The sequence below is a fragment of the Cellulosimicrobium composti genome (assembly GCF_009711085.1).
Classification (GTDB): domain Bacteria; phylum Actinomycetota; class Actinomycetes; order Actinomycetales; family Cellulomonadaceae; genus Cellulosimicrobium; species Cellulosimicrobium composti.
In genome coordinates this window covers 48,987-64,470 of the sequence record NZ_WMKA01000016.1, presented here as the reverse complement: position 1 = coordinate 64,470, position 15,484 = coordinate 48,987, and the positions used below count along the sequence as shown (strand labels likewise).

General features: G+C 74.0%; 13 protein-coding genes. 7 read left to right on the top strand and 6 right to left on the bottom strand.

Features of this window, described 5'->3' with window-relative positions:
- Nucleotides 1-28 precede the first annotated feature (28 nt).
- Together gcl and allB are read left to right on the top strand one after the other, a co-directional pair.
- A complete protein-coding gene (gene gcl, locus GJV82_RS09075; RefSeq protein WP_155098992.1) occupies nucleotides 29-1,804 on the top strand; it encodes a glyoxylate carboligase in 1,776 nt (591 codons plus the stop codon).
- A gap of 34 nt (nucleotides 1,805-1,838) precedes the next feature.
- The gene (gene allB, locus GJV82_RS09070) at nucleotides 1,839-3,200 is read left to right on the top strand and encodes an allantoinase AllB (RefSeq protein ID WP_155098991.1); all 1,362 of its coding nucleotides are present in this window, start codon (nucleotides 1,839-1,841) and stop codon (nucleotides 3,198-3,200) included.
- Between the two features lie 55 nt (nucleotides 3,201-3,255).
- Here allB and GJV82_RS09065 read toward each other — a convergent pair whose 3' ends face one another.
- The 3 genes from GJV82_RS09065 to GJV82_RS09055 form a co-directional block, all read right to left on the bottom strand.
- Complete coding sequence (locus GJV82_RS09065) at nucleotides 3,256-3,744, bottom strand: SRPBCC family protein (RefSeq protein WP_155098990.1); 489 nt, start codon at nucleotides 3,742-3,744, stop codon at nucleotides 3,256-3,258.
- Nucleotides 3,741-4,109 carry an ArsR/SmtB family transcription factor gene (locus GJV82_RS09060; RefSeq protein WP_318657463.1) on the bottom strand — a complete coding sequence of 123 codons (369 nt, stop codon included), beginning with the start codon at nucleotides 4,107-4,109 and terminating at the stop codon, nucleotides 3,741-3,743. The genes GJV82_RS09065 and GJV82_RS09060 overlap by 4 nt, the downstream gene beginning before the upstream one ends.
- Nucleotides 4,110-4,215: 106 nt before the next feature.
- Nucleotides 4,216-5,595: a cryptochrome/photolyase family protein gene (locus GJV82_RS09055; RefSeq protein WP_155098989.1), complete on the bottom strand. Its 1,380-nt coding sequence runs from the start codon at nucleotides 5,593-5,595 to the stop codon at nucleotides 4,216-4,218.
- Nucleotides 5,596-5,646: 51 nt separating this feature from the next.
- Here GJV82_RS09055 and GJV82_RS09050 point away from each other — a divergent pair, with 51 nt between their 5' ends.
- Nucleotides 5,647-7,293, top strand: coding sequence for a peptide MFS transporter (locus GJV82_RS09050; RefSeq protein ID WP_155098988.1), 1,647 nt, complete (start codon nucleotides 5,647-5,649; stop codon nucleotides 7,291-7,293).
- 21 nt (nucleotides 7,294-7,314) lie between these two features.
- Here GJV82_RS09050 and GJV82_RS09045 read toward each other — a convergent pair whose 3' ends face one another.
- Entirely contained in the window at nucleotides 7,315-7,902 is a 588-nt protein-coding gene (locus GJV82_RS09045; RefSeq protein ID WP_155098987.1) for a DoxX family protein, read from the bottom strand.
- A gap of 315 nt (nucleotides 7,903-8,217) precedes the next feature.
- On the opposite strand from GJV82_RS09045, the gene ilvD (GJV82_RS09040) reads away from it, so the two are divergent.
- A complete protein-coding gene (gene ilvD / locus GJV82_RS09040; protein WP_155098986.1) occupies nucleotides 8,218-10,083 on the top strand; it encodes a dihydroxy-acid dehydratase in 1,866 nt (621 codons plus the stop codon).
- 66 nt (nucleotides 10,084-10,149) lie between these two features.
- Here the strand turns inward: ilvD (GJV82_RS09040) and GJV82_RS09035 are convergent, their stop codons facing one another.
- A complete protein-coding gene (locus GJV82_RS09035) occupies nucleotides 10,150-10,740 on the bottom strand; it encodes a hypothetical protein (protein WP_155098985.1) in 591 nt (196 codons plus the stop codon).
- An 82-nt stretch (nucleotides 10,741-10,822) separates the two neighbouring features.
- Here GJV82_RS09035 and ilvD (GJV82_RS09030) point away from each other — a divergent pair, with 82 nt between their 5' ends.
- The 3 genes from ilvD (GJV82_RS09030) (at nucleotide 10,823) to GJV82_RS09020 (ending at nucleotide 14,103) form a co-directional block, all read left to right on the top strand.
- Nucleotides 10,823-12,523, top strand: a complete 1,701-nt coding sequence (gene ilvD / locus GJV82_RS09030; RefSeq protein ID WP_155098984.1) for a dihydroxy-acid dehydratase — start codon at nucleotides 10,823-10,825, stop codon at nucleotides 12,521-12,523.
- A gap of 74 nt (nucleotides 12,524-12,597) precedes the next feature.
- Nucleotides 12,598-13,272: a 4a-hydroxytetrahydrobiopterin dehydratase gene (locus GJV82_RS09025; RefSeq protein ID WP_155098983.1), complete on the top strand. Its 675-nt coding sequence runs from the start codon at nucleotides 12,598-12,600 to the stop codon at nucleotides 13,270-13,272.
- 36 nt (nucleotides 13,273-13,308) lie between these two features.
- Entirely contained in the window at nucleotides 13,309-14,103 is a 795-nt protein-coding gene (locus GJV82_RS09020) for a hypothetical protein (RefSeq protein WP_155098982.1), read from the top strand.
- Nucleotides 14,104-14,124: 21 nt separating this feature from the next.
- On the opposite strand, the gene GJV82_RS09015 is transcribed toward GJV82_RS09020, so the two are convergent.
- Nucleotides 14,125-15,447, bottom strand: coding sequence for a cytochrome P450 (locus GJV82_RS09015; protein WP_318657462.1), 1,323 nt, complete (start codon nucleotides 15,445-15,447; stop codon nucleotides 14,125-14,127).
- Nucleotides 15,448-15,484: the final 37 nt, after the last annotated feature.

Sequence of the window (15,484 nt, the reverse complement as noted above, 5' to 3'; positions counted from 1 at the left end):
CGACGTCACTCCAGCAAGGAGAGAAACCATGCCTCGTATGCGTGCGGTGGACGCCGCCGTGGCGATCCTCGAGATCGAGGGCGCGACCCAGGCCTTCGGCCTGCCCGGCGCCGCCATCAACCCCTTCTACTCCGCGATGCGCGCCCACGGCGGCATCGACCACGTGCTCGCCCGCCACGTCGAGGGTGCGTCGCACATGGCCGACGGCTACTCGCGTGCCAAGCCGGGGAACATCGGCATCTGCATCGGCACGTCGGGCCCGGCCGGGACCGACATGATCACCGGCCTCTACGCCGCGTGGGCCGACTCGGTCCCGATCCTGTGCATCACGGGCCAGGCGCCGGTCGCCAAGCTCGACAAGGAGGACTTCCAGGCCGTCGACATCGCGAGCATCGCCGCCCCGGTGACGAAGATGGCCAAGACCGTCCTCGAGGCCGGGCAGGTGCCGCAGGTGTTCCAGCAGGCGTTCCACCTCATGCGCTCGGGCCGACCGGGCCCGGTGCTCATCGACCTGCCGATCGACGTGCAGCTCGCGGAGATCGAGTTCGACCCGGCGACGTACCAGCCGCTGCCCGTGCACCGCCCGACGGCGACGCGCGCGCAGGCCGAGAAGGCGATCGACATGCTGCTCGCCGCCGAGCGCCCGCTGCTGATCGCGGGCGGCGGCATCGTCAACGCGGGCGGCGAGGACCTGCTCGTCGAGCTCGCCGAGACGCTCGGCGTGCCCGTGATCCCGACCCTCATGGGTTGGGGCGTCATCCCCGACGACCACGCGCTCATGGCCGGCATGGCCGGCCTGCAGACGTCGCACCGCTACGGCAACGCGAACCTGCTCGCGTCCGACTTCGTGCTCGGGATCGGCAACCGGTGGGCCAACCGCCACACCGGCGGGCTCGACACGTACCGGGCGGGACGCACGTTCGTCCACGTGGACATCGAGCCGACGCAGATCGGGCGCGTGTTCGCGCCCGACTACGGCATCGTCTCCGACGCGCGGTCCGCCCTCGAGCTGTTCGTCGAGGTCGCGCGCGAGCGCCGCGCCGCCGGCCGGGCGCGCGACTACTCCGGCTGGGCCGCCGAGTGCGCCGAGCGCAAGCGCACGCTGCAGCGCAAGACCCACTTCACCGAGGTCCCCATCAAGCCGCAGCGCGTGTACGAGGAGATGAACAGGGCGTTCGGCCCCGAGACGCGCTACGTCACGACGATCGGGCTCTCGCAGATCGCCGGCGCGCAGTTCCTCCACGTGTACAGGTCGCGGCACTGGATCAACGCCGGCCAGGCCGGGCCGCTCGGCTGGACGGGCCCCGCGGCGCTCGGCGTCGCGAAGGCCGCCCCCGACGAGCCGGTCGTCGCGCTCTCGGGCGACTACGACTTCCAGTTCATGATCGAGGAGCTCGCGGTCGGCGCGCAGTTCAACCTGCCGTACGTGCACGTCGTCGTGAACAACTCCTACCTCGGCCTCATCCGCCAGTCGCAGCGTGCGTTCGACATGGACTACCACGTGCAGCTCTCGTTCGAGAACGTGAACTCGCCGGAGATGAACGGGTACGGCGTCGACCACGTCAAGGTGGCCGAGGGGCTGGGCTGCAAGGCGATCCGCGTGACCGACCCCGAGGAGCTCGGCGACGCGTTCGCCAAGGCGCAGGGCATGGCCGCCGAGTTCCGCGTGCCGGTCGTGGTCGAGGTCATCCTCGAGCGCGTGACGAACATCGCGATGGGCGTCGAGCTCACGGGCGTCAACGAGTTCGAGGACCTCGCGATCTCGGCCGAGGACGCCCCCACCGCGACCGCGCTGCTCGACTGAGCGCACGGTGGAGACCACGGACGAGGGAGGCGCGATGAGCGCGGAGACCGACGGTCGGGCGCACGAGTACGACCTCGTCGTGCGCGGCGAGCGCGTGCTCGTCGCGTCCGGCGAGCAGCCCCGCGAGGTCGGGGTCGTCGGGGGAGTGGTCCGGGCGATCGAGCCCCTCGGTGCGGGGCTCGACGGCGCGCGCGTCGTCGAGCTCGCACCGCACCAGGTGCTCGTCCCCGGGCTCGTCGACACGCACGTGCACGTCAACGAGCCGGGACGCACCGAGTGGGAGGGCTTCGCGTCCGCGACGCGGGCCGCGGCCGCCGGCGGCGTCACGACGATCGTCGACATGCCGCTCAACTCGATCCCGCCGACGGTGGACGTCGAGGCGCTCGAGACCAAGCAGAAGGTCGCGCGCGACCAGGCGTTCGTCGACGTCGGGTTCTGGGGCGGCGCCGTGCCCGGCAACGCGGACGAGCTGCGCCCCCTGTGGGACGCGGGCGTGTTCGGGTTCAAGTGCTTCCTGCTGCACTCGGGCGTCGAGGAGTTCGGGTACCTCGAGCCCGACGAGCTCGAGGCGGACCTGCGCCTGCTCGCGGACTTCGACGGGCTCATGCTCGTGCACGCCGAGGACTCGCGCGCGATCGAGCACGCGCCCACCCCGCACGGTGACCACTACGACGCGTTCCTCGCGTCGCGCCCGCGCGGCGCGGAGAACGTCGCGATCGCCGCCGTCATCGAGGCCGCGCGCTGGACGGGCGCGCGCGCCCACGTGCTGCACCTGTCCAGCTCCGACGCGCTGCCCATGATCCGCAGCGCGAAGCGCGAGGGCGTGCGGATCACGGTCGAGACGTGCCCGCACTACCTGGCGCTCGCGGCCGAGGAGATCCCGGACGGCGCGACGCAGTTCAAGTGCTGCCCGCCCATCCGCGAGATCGACAACCGCGAGCTCCTCTGGGAGGGGCTGCTCGACGGGACGATCGACTGCGTCGTCTCGGACCACTCGCCGAGCACGCCCGACCTCAAGGACCCCGACACGGGGGACTTCGGGACGGCGTGGGGCGGCGTGTCGTCGCTGCAGCTCGGGCTGGCGATCGTGTGGACCGAGGCCCGGACGCGGGGCGTGCCGTTCGCGCGCGTCGTCGAGTGGATGTCGTCGCGGCCCGCCCGGATCGCGGGGCTGCAGCGCAAGGGTGCGATCGCGCTCGGTCACGACGCGGACCTCGCCGTCGTCGAGCCGGACACGGCGTTCGTCGTCGACCCGAAGGCTCTGCACCACAAGAACCCCGTCACGCCGTACGCCGACCGCGCGCTCTCGGGCGCCGTCGTCGCGACGTACCTGCGTGGCGAGGAGATCACGTTCGACCGGCCCACGGGCCGGCTGCTCGCGCGCGGCGAGGCGTGACGGGCTGAGACTCCCGTGCCCGGCCTGGTCGGGACGTCCGGTGGAGCCCCGTTGCTCAGGGTTCCGCGAGGATCTCGTCGAGCTGCTCGTAGCCCTCGCGGATCCCGACCTCCATGCCGCTCGAGACGAAGCCGTCGCGGCCCTCGAACGAGTCGACGAGCGACGTCGCGGTGAGGCGGCAGCGCCCGCCGGGCAGCTCCTCGAACCGGAGGCGGTCGAGCGAGACCCCGTCGGGGAAGCCCTCGTACGTGAACGTCTGGACGATGAGCTCGTCCGGGCGCACCTCGTGCACGCTGCCGAAGAACGCGTACTCGTTGCCGTCGGGGTCCACGTGGACGTAGCGGTAGGCGCCGCCGGTGCGCACGTCCCAGTGCTCGGTGCGCTGGGTGAGGTTGCGGGGGCCGTTCCAGCGCGCGAACAGCTCGGGGTCGACGTGGGCCCGGAAGACCTTCGCGACGGGCGCGTCGAACTCGCGCACGATGCGCACGATCGGGAGGTCCGTGGGGACGACGATCTCGGTCTCGTGGGTGCCGGTGGTGGTCATGGTGCTGCTCCTGTCGTCGGGTCGTTCTCGGTGGTGCCCGGTCGGTCGGGCAGGTCGCGCAGGACGTCGTCGAGGCGGCGGTACCGCTCCTCGGCCTCACGCCGGTAACGCTCGATCCACGCCGTCATGAGATCGAGGACCTCCGCCTCGAGGTGCACGGGGGCGCGCCGGGCGTCCGTCGTGCGGGTCACCAGTCCGGAGTCCTCGAGCACCCGCAGGTGCTTGGACACCGCCTGGACGGACATGTCGTACGGCCGGGCGAGCTCGCCCACGCTGGCGTCTCCCGACGCGAGCCGGGCCACCATGTCGCGGCGCGTGGGGTCGGCGAGCGCCGAGAACACGCGCGAGAGCGGGTCGGCCGTCACAGGACCTCCTTCGCGGCGCCCGGGTCGGACGCCAATTCTCAACTGATCGGTTGACTAAGACGCTACGCCCGCCCACGGCGCTGGTCAACCGTTCGGTTGAAAAAACTCAGGAGCGCCGGGCTCGCTCGAAGTCGTCGAGCGACACCCGGCGCTCGACGGCGTGGTCGACGATCCGCTCGGGGTAGCCCGCGGGCTGCTCGCGGAGCGTCCACGGCGCGTGGACGGCCCGGCCCTCGACGCCGCGCAGCTCCGGCACCCAGCGGCGCACGTACGTGCCGTCGGGGTCGAACTTCCGTGCCTGCGTCACCGGGTTGAAGATCCGGAAGAAGGGCGACGCGTCGCGCCCCGTCCCGGCGACCCACTGCCAGTTGAGCTGGTTCTGCGCGACGTCGCCGTCGGCGAGGTGCGCCATGAAGTGCGCCGCGCCGCGCTGCCAGCGCACGTGCAGGTCCTTGACGAGGAACGACGCGACGACCATCCGGACCCGGTTGTGCATCCACCCCTCGCCGAGGAGCTGGCGCATGCCCGCGTCGACGAGCGGGTAGCCCGTGCGGCCGGCGGCCCACGCGGCGAGGTACGCGTCCTCGTCCGTGCCCTCGGCCCACGCGTCCTCGGGCACGACCGGGCGCAGCGACCGGTGGGCGGCGTCGGGGTGGTGGAACAGGACGTCGGCGTGGAACTCGCGCCACGCGAGCTCCGACCGGTACGCGAGCGCGTCGTCCGACGGCACGAGCCCGTCGTGCAGCGCGCTCCGCACGTCGGCGAGCAGCGTGCGGGGATGGAGCTCGCCCCACTTGAGCGGGATCGACATGCCCGACGTCGCGGGCCGGTCCGGGCGGTCGCGCTCGGTCGCGTAGCCCGCCAGCCGGTCGGCGACGAACTCGTGCCACCGCTGGCGCGCGGGCGCCTCGCCCGCCGCCGGCAGGTGCGCGTCCGTCCCCGGGTCCTCGGGGACGCCGTCGGACCGCACCGTCGCCCACGGGACCTCGCGCGGGCGGGGCACCGGGTCGCGCCAGCCGTGCGCGACCCAGGCCTCGCGGAACGGCGTGAACACCTGGAACGGCGTCCCGGTGCGCGTGAGCACGCGCCCCGGCGCGACGGCGTACGGCGAGCCCGTGCGCACGAGGCGCGCGCCGACGTCGGGCAGCGCGGCCTCGACCGCCTCGTCGCGCGCGACGCCGTACGGCTCGTACGACGCCGCGACGTGCACCTCGGCGGCGCGCGTCTCGCGCGCGACCGCGGGCACGACCTCGCGCGGGTCGCCGTGGCGGACCACGAGCCTGCCGCCCGTGGCCTCGTCGAGCGAAGCGAGGCTGCGCGCGAGGTAGGCGCGGCGCGGCCCGCCGGCGGCACCCCACAGCGCGGGGTCGAGCACGTGGAGCGCCGCGACCTCGTCGCCGGCGGCGCGCGCCGCCTCGACCGCGGCGACGAGCGCGGGGTTGTCGGCGAGGCGCAGGTCGCGTCGGCACCACCAGAGGGTCGGCATCCGGCCACGCTAACGGTCGCCGGTCCGGCACGCCGGTGGGAGCATCGCAGGATGGACGGTGACGACCCGAAGGGGCAGGACGACGCGGGACGCCGCGGTCTCGGGCGCGAAGGACGGACGGAGCCGGACCCCGGCGCGCCCCCCGTCGGCCCGGGCACGGCGGCGGTCGTCGGCGCGTCGCAGGACGAGGGCCCGGTGGGCCCCGCGGCCGGGGCGATCGAGGGGGACCACGCGTTCTTCGGGCACCCCCGCGGGCTGCTGACGCTCTTCACCACGGAGCTGTGGGAGCGGTTCAGCTACTACGGGATGCGCGCGATCCTGCTCTTCTACCTCACGGACACCGTCGCGAACGGCGGCCTCGGGATCGCGGAGACGACGGGCCTCGCCCTCGTCTCCATCTACGGCACGAGCGTCTACCTGCTGTCCGTCGTGGGCGGGTGGCTCGCCGACCGCGTGATCGGCTCGCGGCGCTCCGTCCTGTACGGGGGCATCATCATCGCGGCCGGCCACGTGAGCCTCACGATCCCCGGTGCCGGGTTCTCGATGGTCGGCATCGCGCTCGTCGCGCTCGGCACCGGCCTGCTCAAGCCCAACGTGTCCTCGATGGTCGGGGAGCTCTACGCGCGCGACGACCCGCGGCGCGACTCCGGCTTCTCGATCTTCTACATGGGCATCAACATCGGCTCGTTCGTCGCGCCCTTCCTCGTCGGCGCCGCGCGCGCGTGGGGCGGCTACCACGCCGGCTTCGCCGTCGCCGCGGTCGGCATGGCGGTCGCGCTCGTGTTCTTCGTCGCGGGCCGGCGGTTCCTCGGCGAGGCGGGCGCGCACGTGCCCAACCCGGTCCGTCCCGAGGAGCGCGCGAAGATCGCGCGCATCTTCGCGCTCATCGCGGCGGGCGTCGTGGTCGTGGGCCTCGTGGCCGTCGTCATCTCGGGCGGGTTCGACATCACGACGTTCATCGACACGATGTCCTACCTCGCGTTCCTCGCGCCCATCGCGTACTTCGTCGTCATGTACCGCTCGCCGCGCGTCACCGACGCGGAGCGCCCGCGCGTCATCGCCTACATCCCGCTGTTCGTCGCGGCGATGCTGTTCTGGATGATCTTCGAGCAGGCGGCCACGACGCTGTCCGCGTTCGCGAAGGACCGCACGGAGCTGAGCATCTTCGGCATCGGCATCAGCCCGGAGTTCTTCCAGTCCGTGAACCCGCTGTCGATCATCCTGCTGGCGCCGGTGTTCGCGTGGATCTGGATCAGGACCGGCGACCGCCCGACGACGGCCAACAAGTTCGCGATCGGCCTCGCGCTGGCGTCGGTGTCGTTCCTCTTCCTCGCCGCGGCGTCGGCCGTCGTCGGCGACGGCAAGGCGCCCGCGTGGGTGCTGGTGCTCGTCTACGTGATCCAGACGCTCGGCGAGCTGTGCCTGTCTCCCGTGGGCCTCGCCGCCACGACGCTGCTCGCGCCGAGGGCCTTCCGGTCGCAGGCCATGGCGCTGTGGTTCCTCGCGCCCGCGGCGGGCCAGGCGATCACGGCCCAGGTCGTGCAGGTCACCGAGGGCGCCTCGGACACCGCGTACTTCGGGAGCATCGGTGCCGTGACGCTCGTGTTCGCGCTCGCGCTGTTCGCGCTCGCGCCGTGGGTCACGCGGCACATCCGCCACGCCGACGAGCTCGAGGGCGCGCACACGGCCGGGGCCTGACCGGCCCCGGCCGCGCGCGGGTCAGCGCAGCCAGGGCGCCCGACGGACGGCGGGCAGCGCGGCCCAGCGGCGCCCGAGCCCCCACGTGTCGCCCGCGAGGGTCGTCGCGAGCACGGCGAGCACGAGCACCACGAGGACGTGCTGGTCGACGACGGGGTTGTTCGAGCCGGGCGAGAACGGCCACTGCGACAGCCACAGCAGGACGAACAGCAGACCGCCGCTCACCGCGGCCGCGCGCAGCCCGACGCCCAGCAGGAGCGCGAGGCCCACGCCCAGCAGGCCGAGCATGAACAGCCAGTCGGTGACGGGCCCGGACGTCGCGGTGAACGCGCCCGCGAGCGGGCCCCGGACGCCGTGCTCGAGGTACCCCTGGGTGGGGGCGGCGCCGGCGAGCCACGCGCGCTCGCGCGGCGTCGCGTACCCGAGCCCCAGGAGCTTGTCCGCGAACGGCCAGAGGAAGACGACGGCGGTGCCGACGCGAGCGAGCGCGAGGGCGACGCGGGCGGGCGCGCGCGTGACGACGTCGTGCTGCGTGACGGGACCGGCCGGGGCGCGGCGGGGTACGGGCGACGCGCCGGGCGGCGCGGTGCGAGCGGTGGACGTGGACATGAGGTGCCCCCTCGGGTGTGCGGTCTGAGGAACGGCCGGCGCCGGGGCCCCGCGGGCTGCGCCGCGCGGTGCCGCTCGTCGTCGAGAGCCGCGGCGGTCGCCGGCCGTGCGTGCCCGACCACGGTGGCAGGGGCGGATCCGGCGGTTCAACCCTTACGTCCGGATCGCGTGGACATCACGTAGCCCTGCTACGGCTACGTAGGTACCGCGACGACCACGAGGCGGACGCCTCGCCCGCGGCCGTGCCGGGAGGCGTAATGTGACCCGGCGGCCGGAGGATCGGTCGCGGCCCCCCGTCGAAGGAGCTGACCCGGAATGAGCCGCCCGCTGCGCTCTCGGACATCCACCCACGGCCGCAACATGGCCGGTGCCCGCGCCCTGTGGCGCGCGACCGGCATGGGCGCCGACGACTTCGGCAAGCCGATCATCGCGATCGCGAACTCGTACACGCAGTTCGTCCCCGGCCACGTGCACCTCAAGGACATGGGCGACCTCGTCGCGTCCGCGATCCGCGAGGCGGGCGGCGTGTCCAAGGAGTTCAACACGATCGCCGTCGACGACGGCATCGCGATGGGCCACGGCGGCATGCTCTACTCGCTGCCGAGCCGCGACCTCATCGCCGACTCGGTCGAGTACATGGTCAACGCGCACTGCGCGGACGCGCTCGTGTGCATCTCGAACTGCGACAAGATCACGCCCGGCATGCTCAACGCGGCGCTGCGGCTCAACATCCCGGTGATCTTCGTGTCCGGCGGGCCCATGGAGGCCGGCAAGGCGGTCGTGGCCGACGGCGTCGCCAGGACCCCCCTCAACCTCGTCAACGCGATCAACTACTCGGCCGACGACGGCGTGTCCGACGCCGCGCTCGCGCAGGTCGAGGAGAACGCGTGCCCCACGTGCGGGTCGTGCTCGGGCATGTTCACCGCGAACTCCATGAACTGCCTCACCGAGGCGCTCGGCCTGTCCCTGCCGGGCAACGGCTCGACGCTCGCGACGCACGCCGCGCGCAAGGAGCTCTTCCTCGAGGCGGGCCGCACGATCGTCGAGCTCGCCAAGCGCTACTACGAGGACGAGGACGACTCCGTCGCGCCGCGCTCCATCGCGACCAAGGCGGCGTTCTCCAACGCGATGGCGCTCGACGTCGCGATGGGCGGCTCGACCAACACCGTGCTGCACATCCTCGCCGCGGCCCAGGAGGCCGAGGTCGACTTCGACCTCACCGACATCGAGCGCATCAGCCGCCGCGTCCCGTGCCTGTCGAAGGTCGCGCCGAACCACCCGAGCTTCCACATGGAGGACGTGCACCGCGCCGGCGGCATCCCCGCGCTCCTCGGCGAGCTCGACCGCGCCGGCCTGCTCGACCACGACGTCACGAGCGTCCACACGCCGACCCTGCGCGCGTGGCTCGACGACTGGGACGTCCGCGGCGGCAAGGCGACCGACCGCGCCGTCGAGCTCTTCCACGCCGCCCCCGGCGGGGTGCGCACGACGCAGGCGTTCTCGACGTCGAACCGGTGGGAGTCGCTCGACACGGACGCGGCGAACGGCTGCATCCGCGACCTCGAGCACGCGTACACCGCCGAGGGCGGCCTCGCCGTGCTGCGCGGCAACCTCGCCGAGGACGGCGCCGTGTTCAAGACCGCGGGCGTCGACCCGGACGTCTTCCACTTCGTCGGGACGGCGCTCGTCTGCGAGTCGCAGGACGAGGCGGTCGAGAAGATCCTCACCAAGCAGGTGCAGCCCGGCCACGTCGTCGTCGTGCGCTACGAGGGCCCCGCGGGCGGCCCGGGCATGCAGGAGATGCTGTACCCGACGTCGTTCATCAAGGGCCGCGGGCTCGGCAAGGTCACCGCGCTCATCACCGACGGCCGCTTCTCCGGCGGGTCGTCGGGCATCTCCGTCGGCCACGTGTCGCCCGAGGCTGCCGCGGGCGGCGTGATCGGCCTCGTCGAGGACGGCGACGAGATCGAGATCGACGTCGACACGCGCCTCATCCGCCTCAACGTGCCGGACGACGTGCTCGCCGAGCGCCGCGCCAAGATGGAGGCGCGCGAGAACCCGTGGCAGCCGGTCGACCGCGACCGCTACGTCTCGCCGGCGCTCCAGGCGTACGCCGCCATGGCGACGTCCGCCGACCGCGGCGCCGTGCGCGACGTGTCGCTCATCACGCGCAGCCGCTGAACCCGACGACGACGGGCCCGCACCTCGCCAGGTGCGGGCCCGTCGTGGTCCTCGGTACCGGGTGCGTCAGCACTCCTCCTGCGACTGCTCGCCGATCGTCCAGCTCGGGCCGTCGGGGAGCATCACCGCACTGCCGCAGCTGCCGCTCGCGTACACGACCCCGAGCACGACGGCGTCGGGGCGCTCCTCGCGCACCTGGATCTCGACCTCGGCCACGGAGCCCAGCGCGGCGTACAGCGCGGCGGTCGTCGTCACCATCGACGCGCAGTCGGTGATCCCCGGCCAGCCCTGCGCCGTCATCTCCGCGACCATCCGGTCCACGAGCGCGGGCTCCATGTAGCCGCACGCGACCTCGACGTCCGGGGCACGGCTCGCGGCGAGCCACGCGCGGAACGCCTCCTCGGGCGACTCGGTGGCGCCGGGCGCGTCGCCGGCGTCGTCGGGCGCGGGCGGCTCCTCGGTCTCGGGCGGCTCCGTCGCGGCAGGCTCCGAGGGGGAGGTTCGCGACGTCGGGGTCGTCGTGGTCGTGGCGTCGTCCGGAGGCGCCGGGGCGGTGCACGCCGTCGTCGCGGCGACGACGAGGGCGACGAGGAGCGCGAGGGACCGGGGGCGTCGGGCGGCGCGCGGACGGGCGCCGTGCGGGGCTGCGGGAGTCACGGACGGCATCCTGCCGCACCGGGCGTGCCGGGAGCCCGTGCGTCGTCGTGGCCCAGGTCACGCCCGGAGGTGATACTCGGGTATGACCACCGAACAGTTCGACCTCAAGCCGCGGTCCCGCCAGGTCACGGACGGCCTGGAGGCGACGGCGTCGCGCGGGATGCTCCGGGCCGTCGGGATGGGCGACGAGGACTTCGGCAAGCCGCAGATCGGCATCGCGAGCTCGTGGAACGAGATCACGCCGTGCAACCTGTCGCTCGACCGGCTCGCGCAGGGCGCCAAGGAGGGCGTGCACGCGGGCGGCGGCTACCCGCTGCAGTTCGGGACGATCTCCGTCTCCGACGGCATCTCGATGGGCCACGAGGGCATGCACTTCTCGCTCGTGAGCCGCGACGTCATCGCGGACTCGGTCGAGACGGTCGTCCAGGCGGAGCGGCTCGACGGGACCGTGCTGCTCGCCGGGTGCGACAAGTCGCTCCCCGGGATGCTCATGGCGGCGGCGCGGCTGGACCTCGCGAGCGTGTTCCTCTACGCGGGCTCGATCATGCCGGGCTGGGTCAAGCTGTCCGACGGCACGGAGAAGGACGTCACGCTCATCGACGCGTTCGAGGCCGTCGGCGCGTGCGCGCGCGGGCTCATGAGCCGGGAGGACGTGGACCGCATCGAGCGCGCCATCTGCCCCGGCGAGGGTGCGTGCGGCGGCATGTACACGGCGAACACGATGGCGTCGGTCGCCGAGGCGATGGGCATGTCGCTGCCCGGCTCGGCGGCTCCGCCCTCGGCGGACCGGCGCCGGGACGCGTTCGCGCACCGCTCGGGCGAGGCCGTCGTCAACCTGCTGCGGCTCGGCATCACGGCGCGCGACGTCATGACGAAGGAGGCGTTCGAGAACGCGATCGCCGTCGTCATGGCGTTCGGCGGGTCGACCAACGCGGTGCTGCACCTGCTCGCGATCGCGCACGAGGCCGAGGTCGACCTCACGCTCGCCGACTTCGACCGGGTCGCGAGCCGCGTGCCGCACCTCGGCGACCTCAAGCCGTTCGGGCGCTACGTCATGAACGACGTCGACCGGATCGGGGGAGTGCCCGTCGTCATGAGGGCCCTGCTCGACGCCGGGCTGCTGCACGGCGACGCGCTCACCGTCACGGGACGCACCGTCGCGGAGAACCTCGCCGACATCGACCCGCCGGACCCGGACGGCAGGATCCTGCGGGCGCTCGACGATCCCATCCACCACACCGGGGGCATCACGATCCTGCACGGCTCGCTCGCGCCCGAGGGGGCCGTCGTGAAGTCCGCCGGGTTCGACGAGGACGTGTTCGAGGGCACGGCGCGCGTGTTCGAGCGCGAGCGCGCGGCGCTCGACGCCCTGGAGGACGGCACGATCACGGACGGGGACGTCGTCGTCATCCGGTACGAGGGGCCCAAGGGCGGCCCGGGCATGCGCGAGATGCTCGCCATCACGGGCGCGATCAAGGGCGCGGGGCTCGGCAAGACGGTCCTGCTGCTCACCGACGGCCGCTTCTCGGGCGGCACGACCGGCCTGTGCGTCGGCCACGTCGCACCCGAGGCGGTCGACGGCGGCCCGATCGCGTTCGTGCGCGACGGCGACCGGGTCCGGCTCGACGTCGCGAACAAGACGCTCGACCTGCTCGTCGACGCGGACACGCTCGCCGCGCGCCGCGACGGGTGGGCGCCCCTGCCGCCGACGTTCACGCGCGGGGTGCTCGCCAAGTACGCCAAGCTCGTCCAGTCGGCGTCGCGCGGCGCGATCCTCGAGTAGCCGGGCACGCGCGGGTGTCGCCGGCGCCCGCTAGCGTGGTCGGAGCACCGCAGCGACGCACACCGGAGGCCGGCATGACCGAGACCGCGGACGACCGCATCACCGCTCGGCAGTTCCACGACAGCGACGGCGTCGAGGACTGGCGGGTCATCCTCGGCACGGTCCAGGCGCTGTACCGGACGGGGTCGTTCACGGCCGGGATCGAGCTCGTCGACGCGATCGGCGAGCTCGCGGAGGCGGCGAACCACCACCCGGACGTCGACCTGCGCTACGGCACCGTGACGGTGCGGCTCACGTCCCACGACGTCGGCGGGATCAGCCACCGCGACGTCGCGCTCGCGCGGCAGATCTCCGCCGCGGCGCGCGAGCTCGACCTGCGGCCGGACCCGACGGCGGTGCAGAGCCTGGAGGTCGCGGTCGACACGCTCGTCGGCACCGCGGTCCAGCCGTTCTGGCGCGCCGTCCTGGGCTACGACGAGGGCGCCCCGGGGCTCCCCGCCCCCGACCTGCACGACCCGACCGCGCACGGCCCGGCGTTCTGGTTCCAGCAGATGGACGCGCCGCGCGAGCAGCGCAACCGGATCCACGTCGACGTGACGGTGCCGCACGACGTCGCCGAGCGGCGCGTCACCGCGGCGATCGCCGCGGGCGGGCACCTGGTCTCGGACCGCCGGGCTCCCGCGTTCTGGGTGCTCGCCGACGCCGAGGGCAACGAGGCGTGCGTGTGCACGTGGCAGGCGCGCGACTGACCGGCACCCGCCGAGGCGGTCTGAGAGGCTGTCCGGATGATCCCCTCCCGCACACGACCCCCGCGCCGTCGTGCGACGGCGCTCGTCGTCGCCCTCACCGCCGCCGCGACGCTCACCGCGTGCTCGACGGCCGGCCCGGACGCCGAGCCGTCCACCGCGCCGCCGAGCGCGTCGACGGCCACCGACGCGACCGAGGAGCCGACCGAGGATCCCACCGAGGAGCCGACGGAGGCCACTGACCCGCTCGCGGACCGGCCCACGGAGCCGCCCGCCCAGGCGGTCGACGCGGGCACGGTCGCGGCGGGCGCGCCCGCCACGGCGAGCGGGACGGGCAGCGCCGCCGTGACGTTCGTGCGCGACGGCGAGTTCGCCGTCGTCGTGCACCTCGACTGCGGCGACTGCGCGGGGACCCGGGCCTTCATGGCGCCGACCGAGGTCACCCCGTACCCCGGCACGCTCGGCGAGGCGACCGGGTCCTACCTCATGGACGTGTTCGAGGACTCGGACCCGCAGCAGTCGATCTGGCTCGAGACGCCGGGGGACTGGTCGGTCCGGCTCGAGAGCTGGAACGACCTGCCGCCCGTGACGGGCGCGCAGCAGGGCACGGGCTCGACGGTCCTGCGCCTGGACGGCACCGCCACGAGCGCGGAGGTGTCCTGGACGCCCGCGGGTCCGGGCGACTCGTTCCAGGGACGGTACTTCGGCGTCACGCGCGAGGCGTCGCGCATGTTCGGCGACTCGGAGGCGTTCACCGAGACGTTCGACCTGGTACTGCCCGGCGTCCTGGCCGTGAAGACCGCGGGCGCGTGGAGCGTGACTCCGCAGGGCTGACGCCCCGCGTCCGTGCGGTGGTCAGGCGCGCGCGACGACGAGCTCGTCGTACCCGGGCACGAGGACCCGCCGCTTCGCCCGGCGCGACACGACGCGCAGGGGCGCGCCGTCGTCCCACAGCGCGTGCAGCAGCGCGGCGATCTCGGCGCGCGCGAGCGCGGCCCCGAGGCACAGGTGACGCCCGGCGCCGAACCAGAGCTGGCGGGTCTCGCGCACGTAGGGGCGGTCCGCGCGGAACGGGCCGACCCCGGCGTTGGCCGCCCACGTGAGGATCATGACGCGCTCCCCGGCGCGCAGCGTGCGGCCCGCGACCTCGACGTCCGCCGACACGCCACGGCCGATGACGGAGGCGGGGCTCGTCACGCGCAGGCCCTCGCGGACCGCGTTCTCCACGACGTCGGGCTCGCCCGCGGCGCGCACGACCGGACGGGCCCGCTCGTCCGCCAGCAGGCGCAGGAGCCGGTGCTGCTCGCCCGTGTCGACGAGGAGCGCGGTCGTGCGCGCCATCGCGGACGCCGACGTCTCCGTGCCCGCGACCATGAGCAGGCTCGCGAGCCCCGTCGTCTCCTCCAGCCCGAGGCCGAGCTCGCGGCACCGGCCGAGCAGGCGGTCCGTGGGCGCGTGCCGCCAGCCGTCGGGCACGCCCCGCGTGAGCTCGGCGACGATCTCCCGCGCGGCCGCGACCTGCTCGGCCGAGAGGTAGGTCGAGCCCGCGCTGCCGAGCGCGATGGACGCGAGGCGCTCGCCCGTCGCGAAGGCCGCGAGCGCGTCGTCGTCGCTCGGCACGGCGTCCGCGCCGCCGGGCGACGACGCCCCGCCGGGCGTGGGGATGCCGAGCAGGGAGATCATCATGCGGCCCACCAGCACGCGGGCGAGCCTGCCGACGTCGACCGTCCCGCCTGCGGCGAGCGTCGAGCGCGCGTCGTCGAGGGCGGCCGACCACGCGCCGTCCACGAGCGCCGCGGCGCTCGCCTCCGTGAACAGCTCGCGCGAGCGCGTGCGCAGGTCGTGGTGGCCCGGGCCGTCGAACAGGTCGAGGACCCAGTCGCCGAGGATCTGCGCCCACAGGTGACCGACGCCGCCCTCGCCGACGATCGTGAAGTGCCGGTGGTCGGTGAGGACGCGCCGCCCGACCGTCGGGTCCGCGGTGACCCAGCCGAGCCCCGGCACCTTGCGCAGCCCGCCCCGGCCGTCGCGCCGCGGCCCGGCGAGCGCGCCGCCCGCGAGCAGGACGCCCGCCATCGCGGGGCGGGCGGCGGCGAGCACGCGCAGCTCCTGGCGCGTGGTGGGCGCGGCGCGTCGGCGCTCCGTGGTCGTGGCGGCAGGGGTCGTCGTGGCGGTCACCGGGCCAGTCTGGCGCACGCGGCGCCAGGACGACCCC

Coding starts and splice junctions, on each gene's coding strand:
- gcl (WP_155098992.1), top strand. CDS start 29: ATGCCTCGTATGCGTGCGGTGGACGCCGCCGTGGCGATCCTCGAGATC.
- GJV82_RS09020 (WP_155098982.1), top strand. CDS start 13,309: ATGATCCCCTCCCGCACACGACCCCCGCGCCGTCGTGCGACGGCGCTC.
- ilvD (WP_155098984.1), top strand. CDS start 10,823: ATGACCACCGAACAGTTCGACCTCAAGCCGCGGTCCCGCCAGGTCACG.
- GJV82_RS09025 (WP_155098983.1), top strand. CDS start 12,598: ATGACCGAGACCGCGGACGACCGCATCACCGCTCGGCAGTTCCACGAC.
- GJV82_RS09045 (WP_155098987.1), bottom strand. CDS start 7,902: ATGTCCACGTCCACCGCTCGCACCGCGCCGCCCGGCGCGTCGCCCGTA.
- GJV82_RS09065 (WP_155098990.1), bottom strand. CDS start 3,744: ATGACCACCACCGGCACCCACGAGACCGAGATCGTCGTCCCCACGGAC.
- allB (WP_155098991.1), top strand. CDS start 1,839: ATGAGCGCGGAGACCGACGGTCGGGCGCACGAGTACGACCTCGTCGTG.
- GJV82_RS09050 (WP_155098988.1), top strand. CDS start 5,647: ATGGACGGTGACGACCCGAAGGGGCAGGACGACGCGGGACGCCGCGGT.
- ilvD (WP_155098986.1), top strand. CDS start 8,218: ATGAGCCGCCCGCTGCGCTCTCGGACATCCACCCACGGCCGCAACATG.
- GJV82_RS09055 (WP_155098989.1), bottom strand. CDS start 5,595: ATGCCGACCCTCTGGTGGTGCCGACGCGACCTGCGCCTCGCCGACAAC.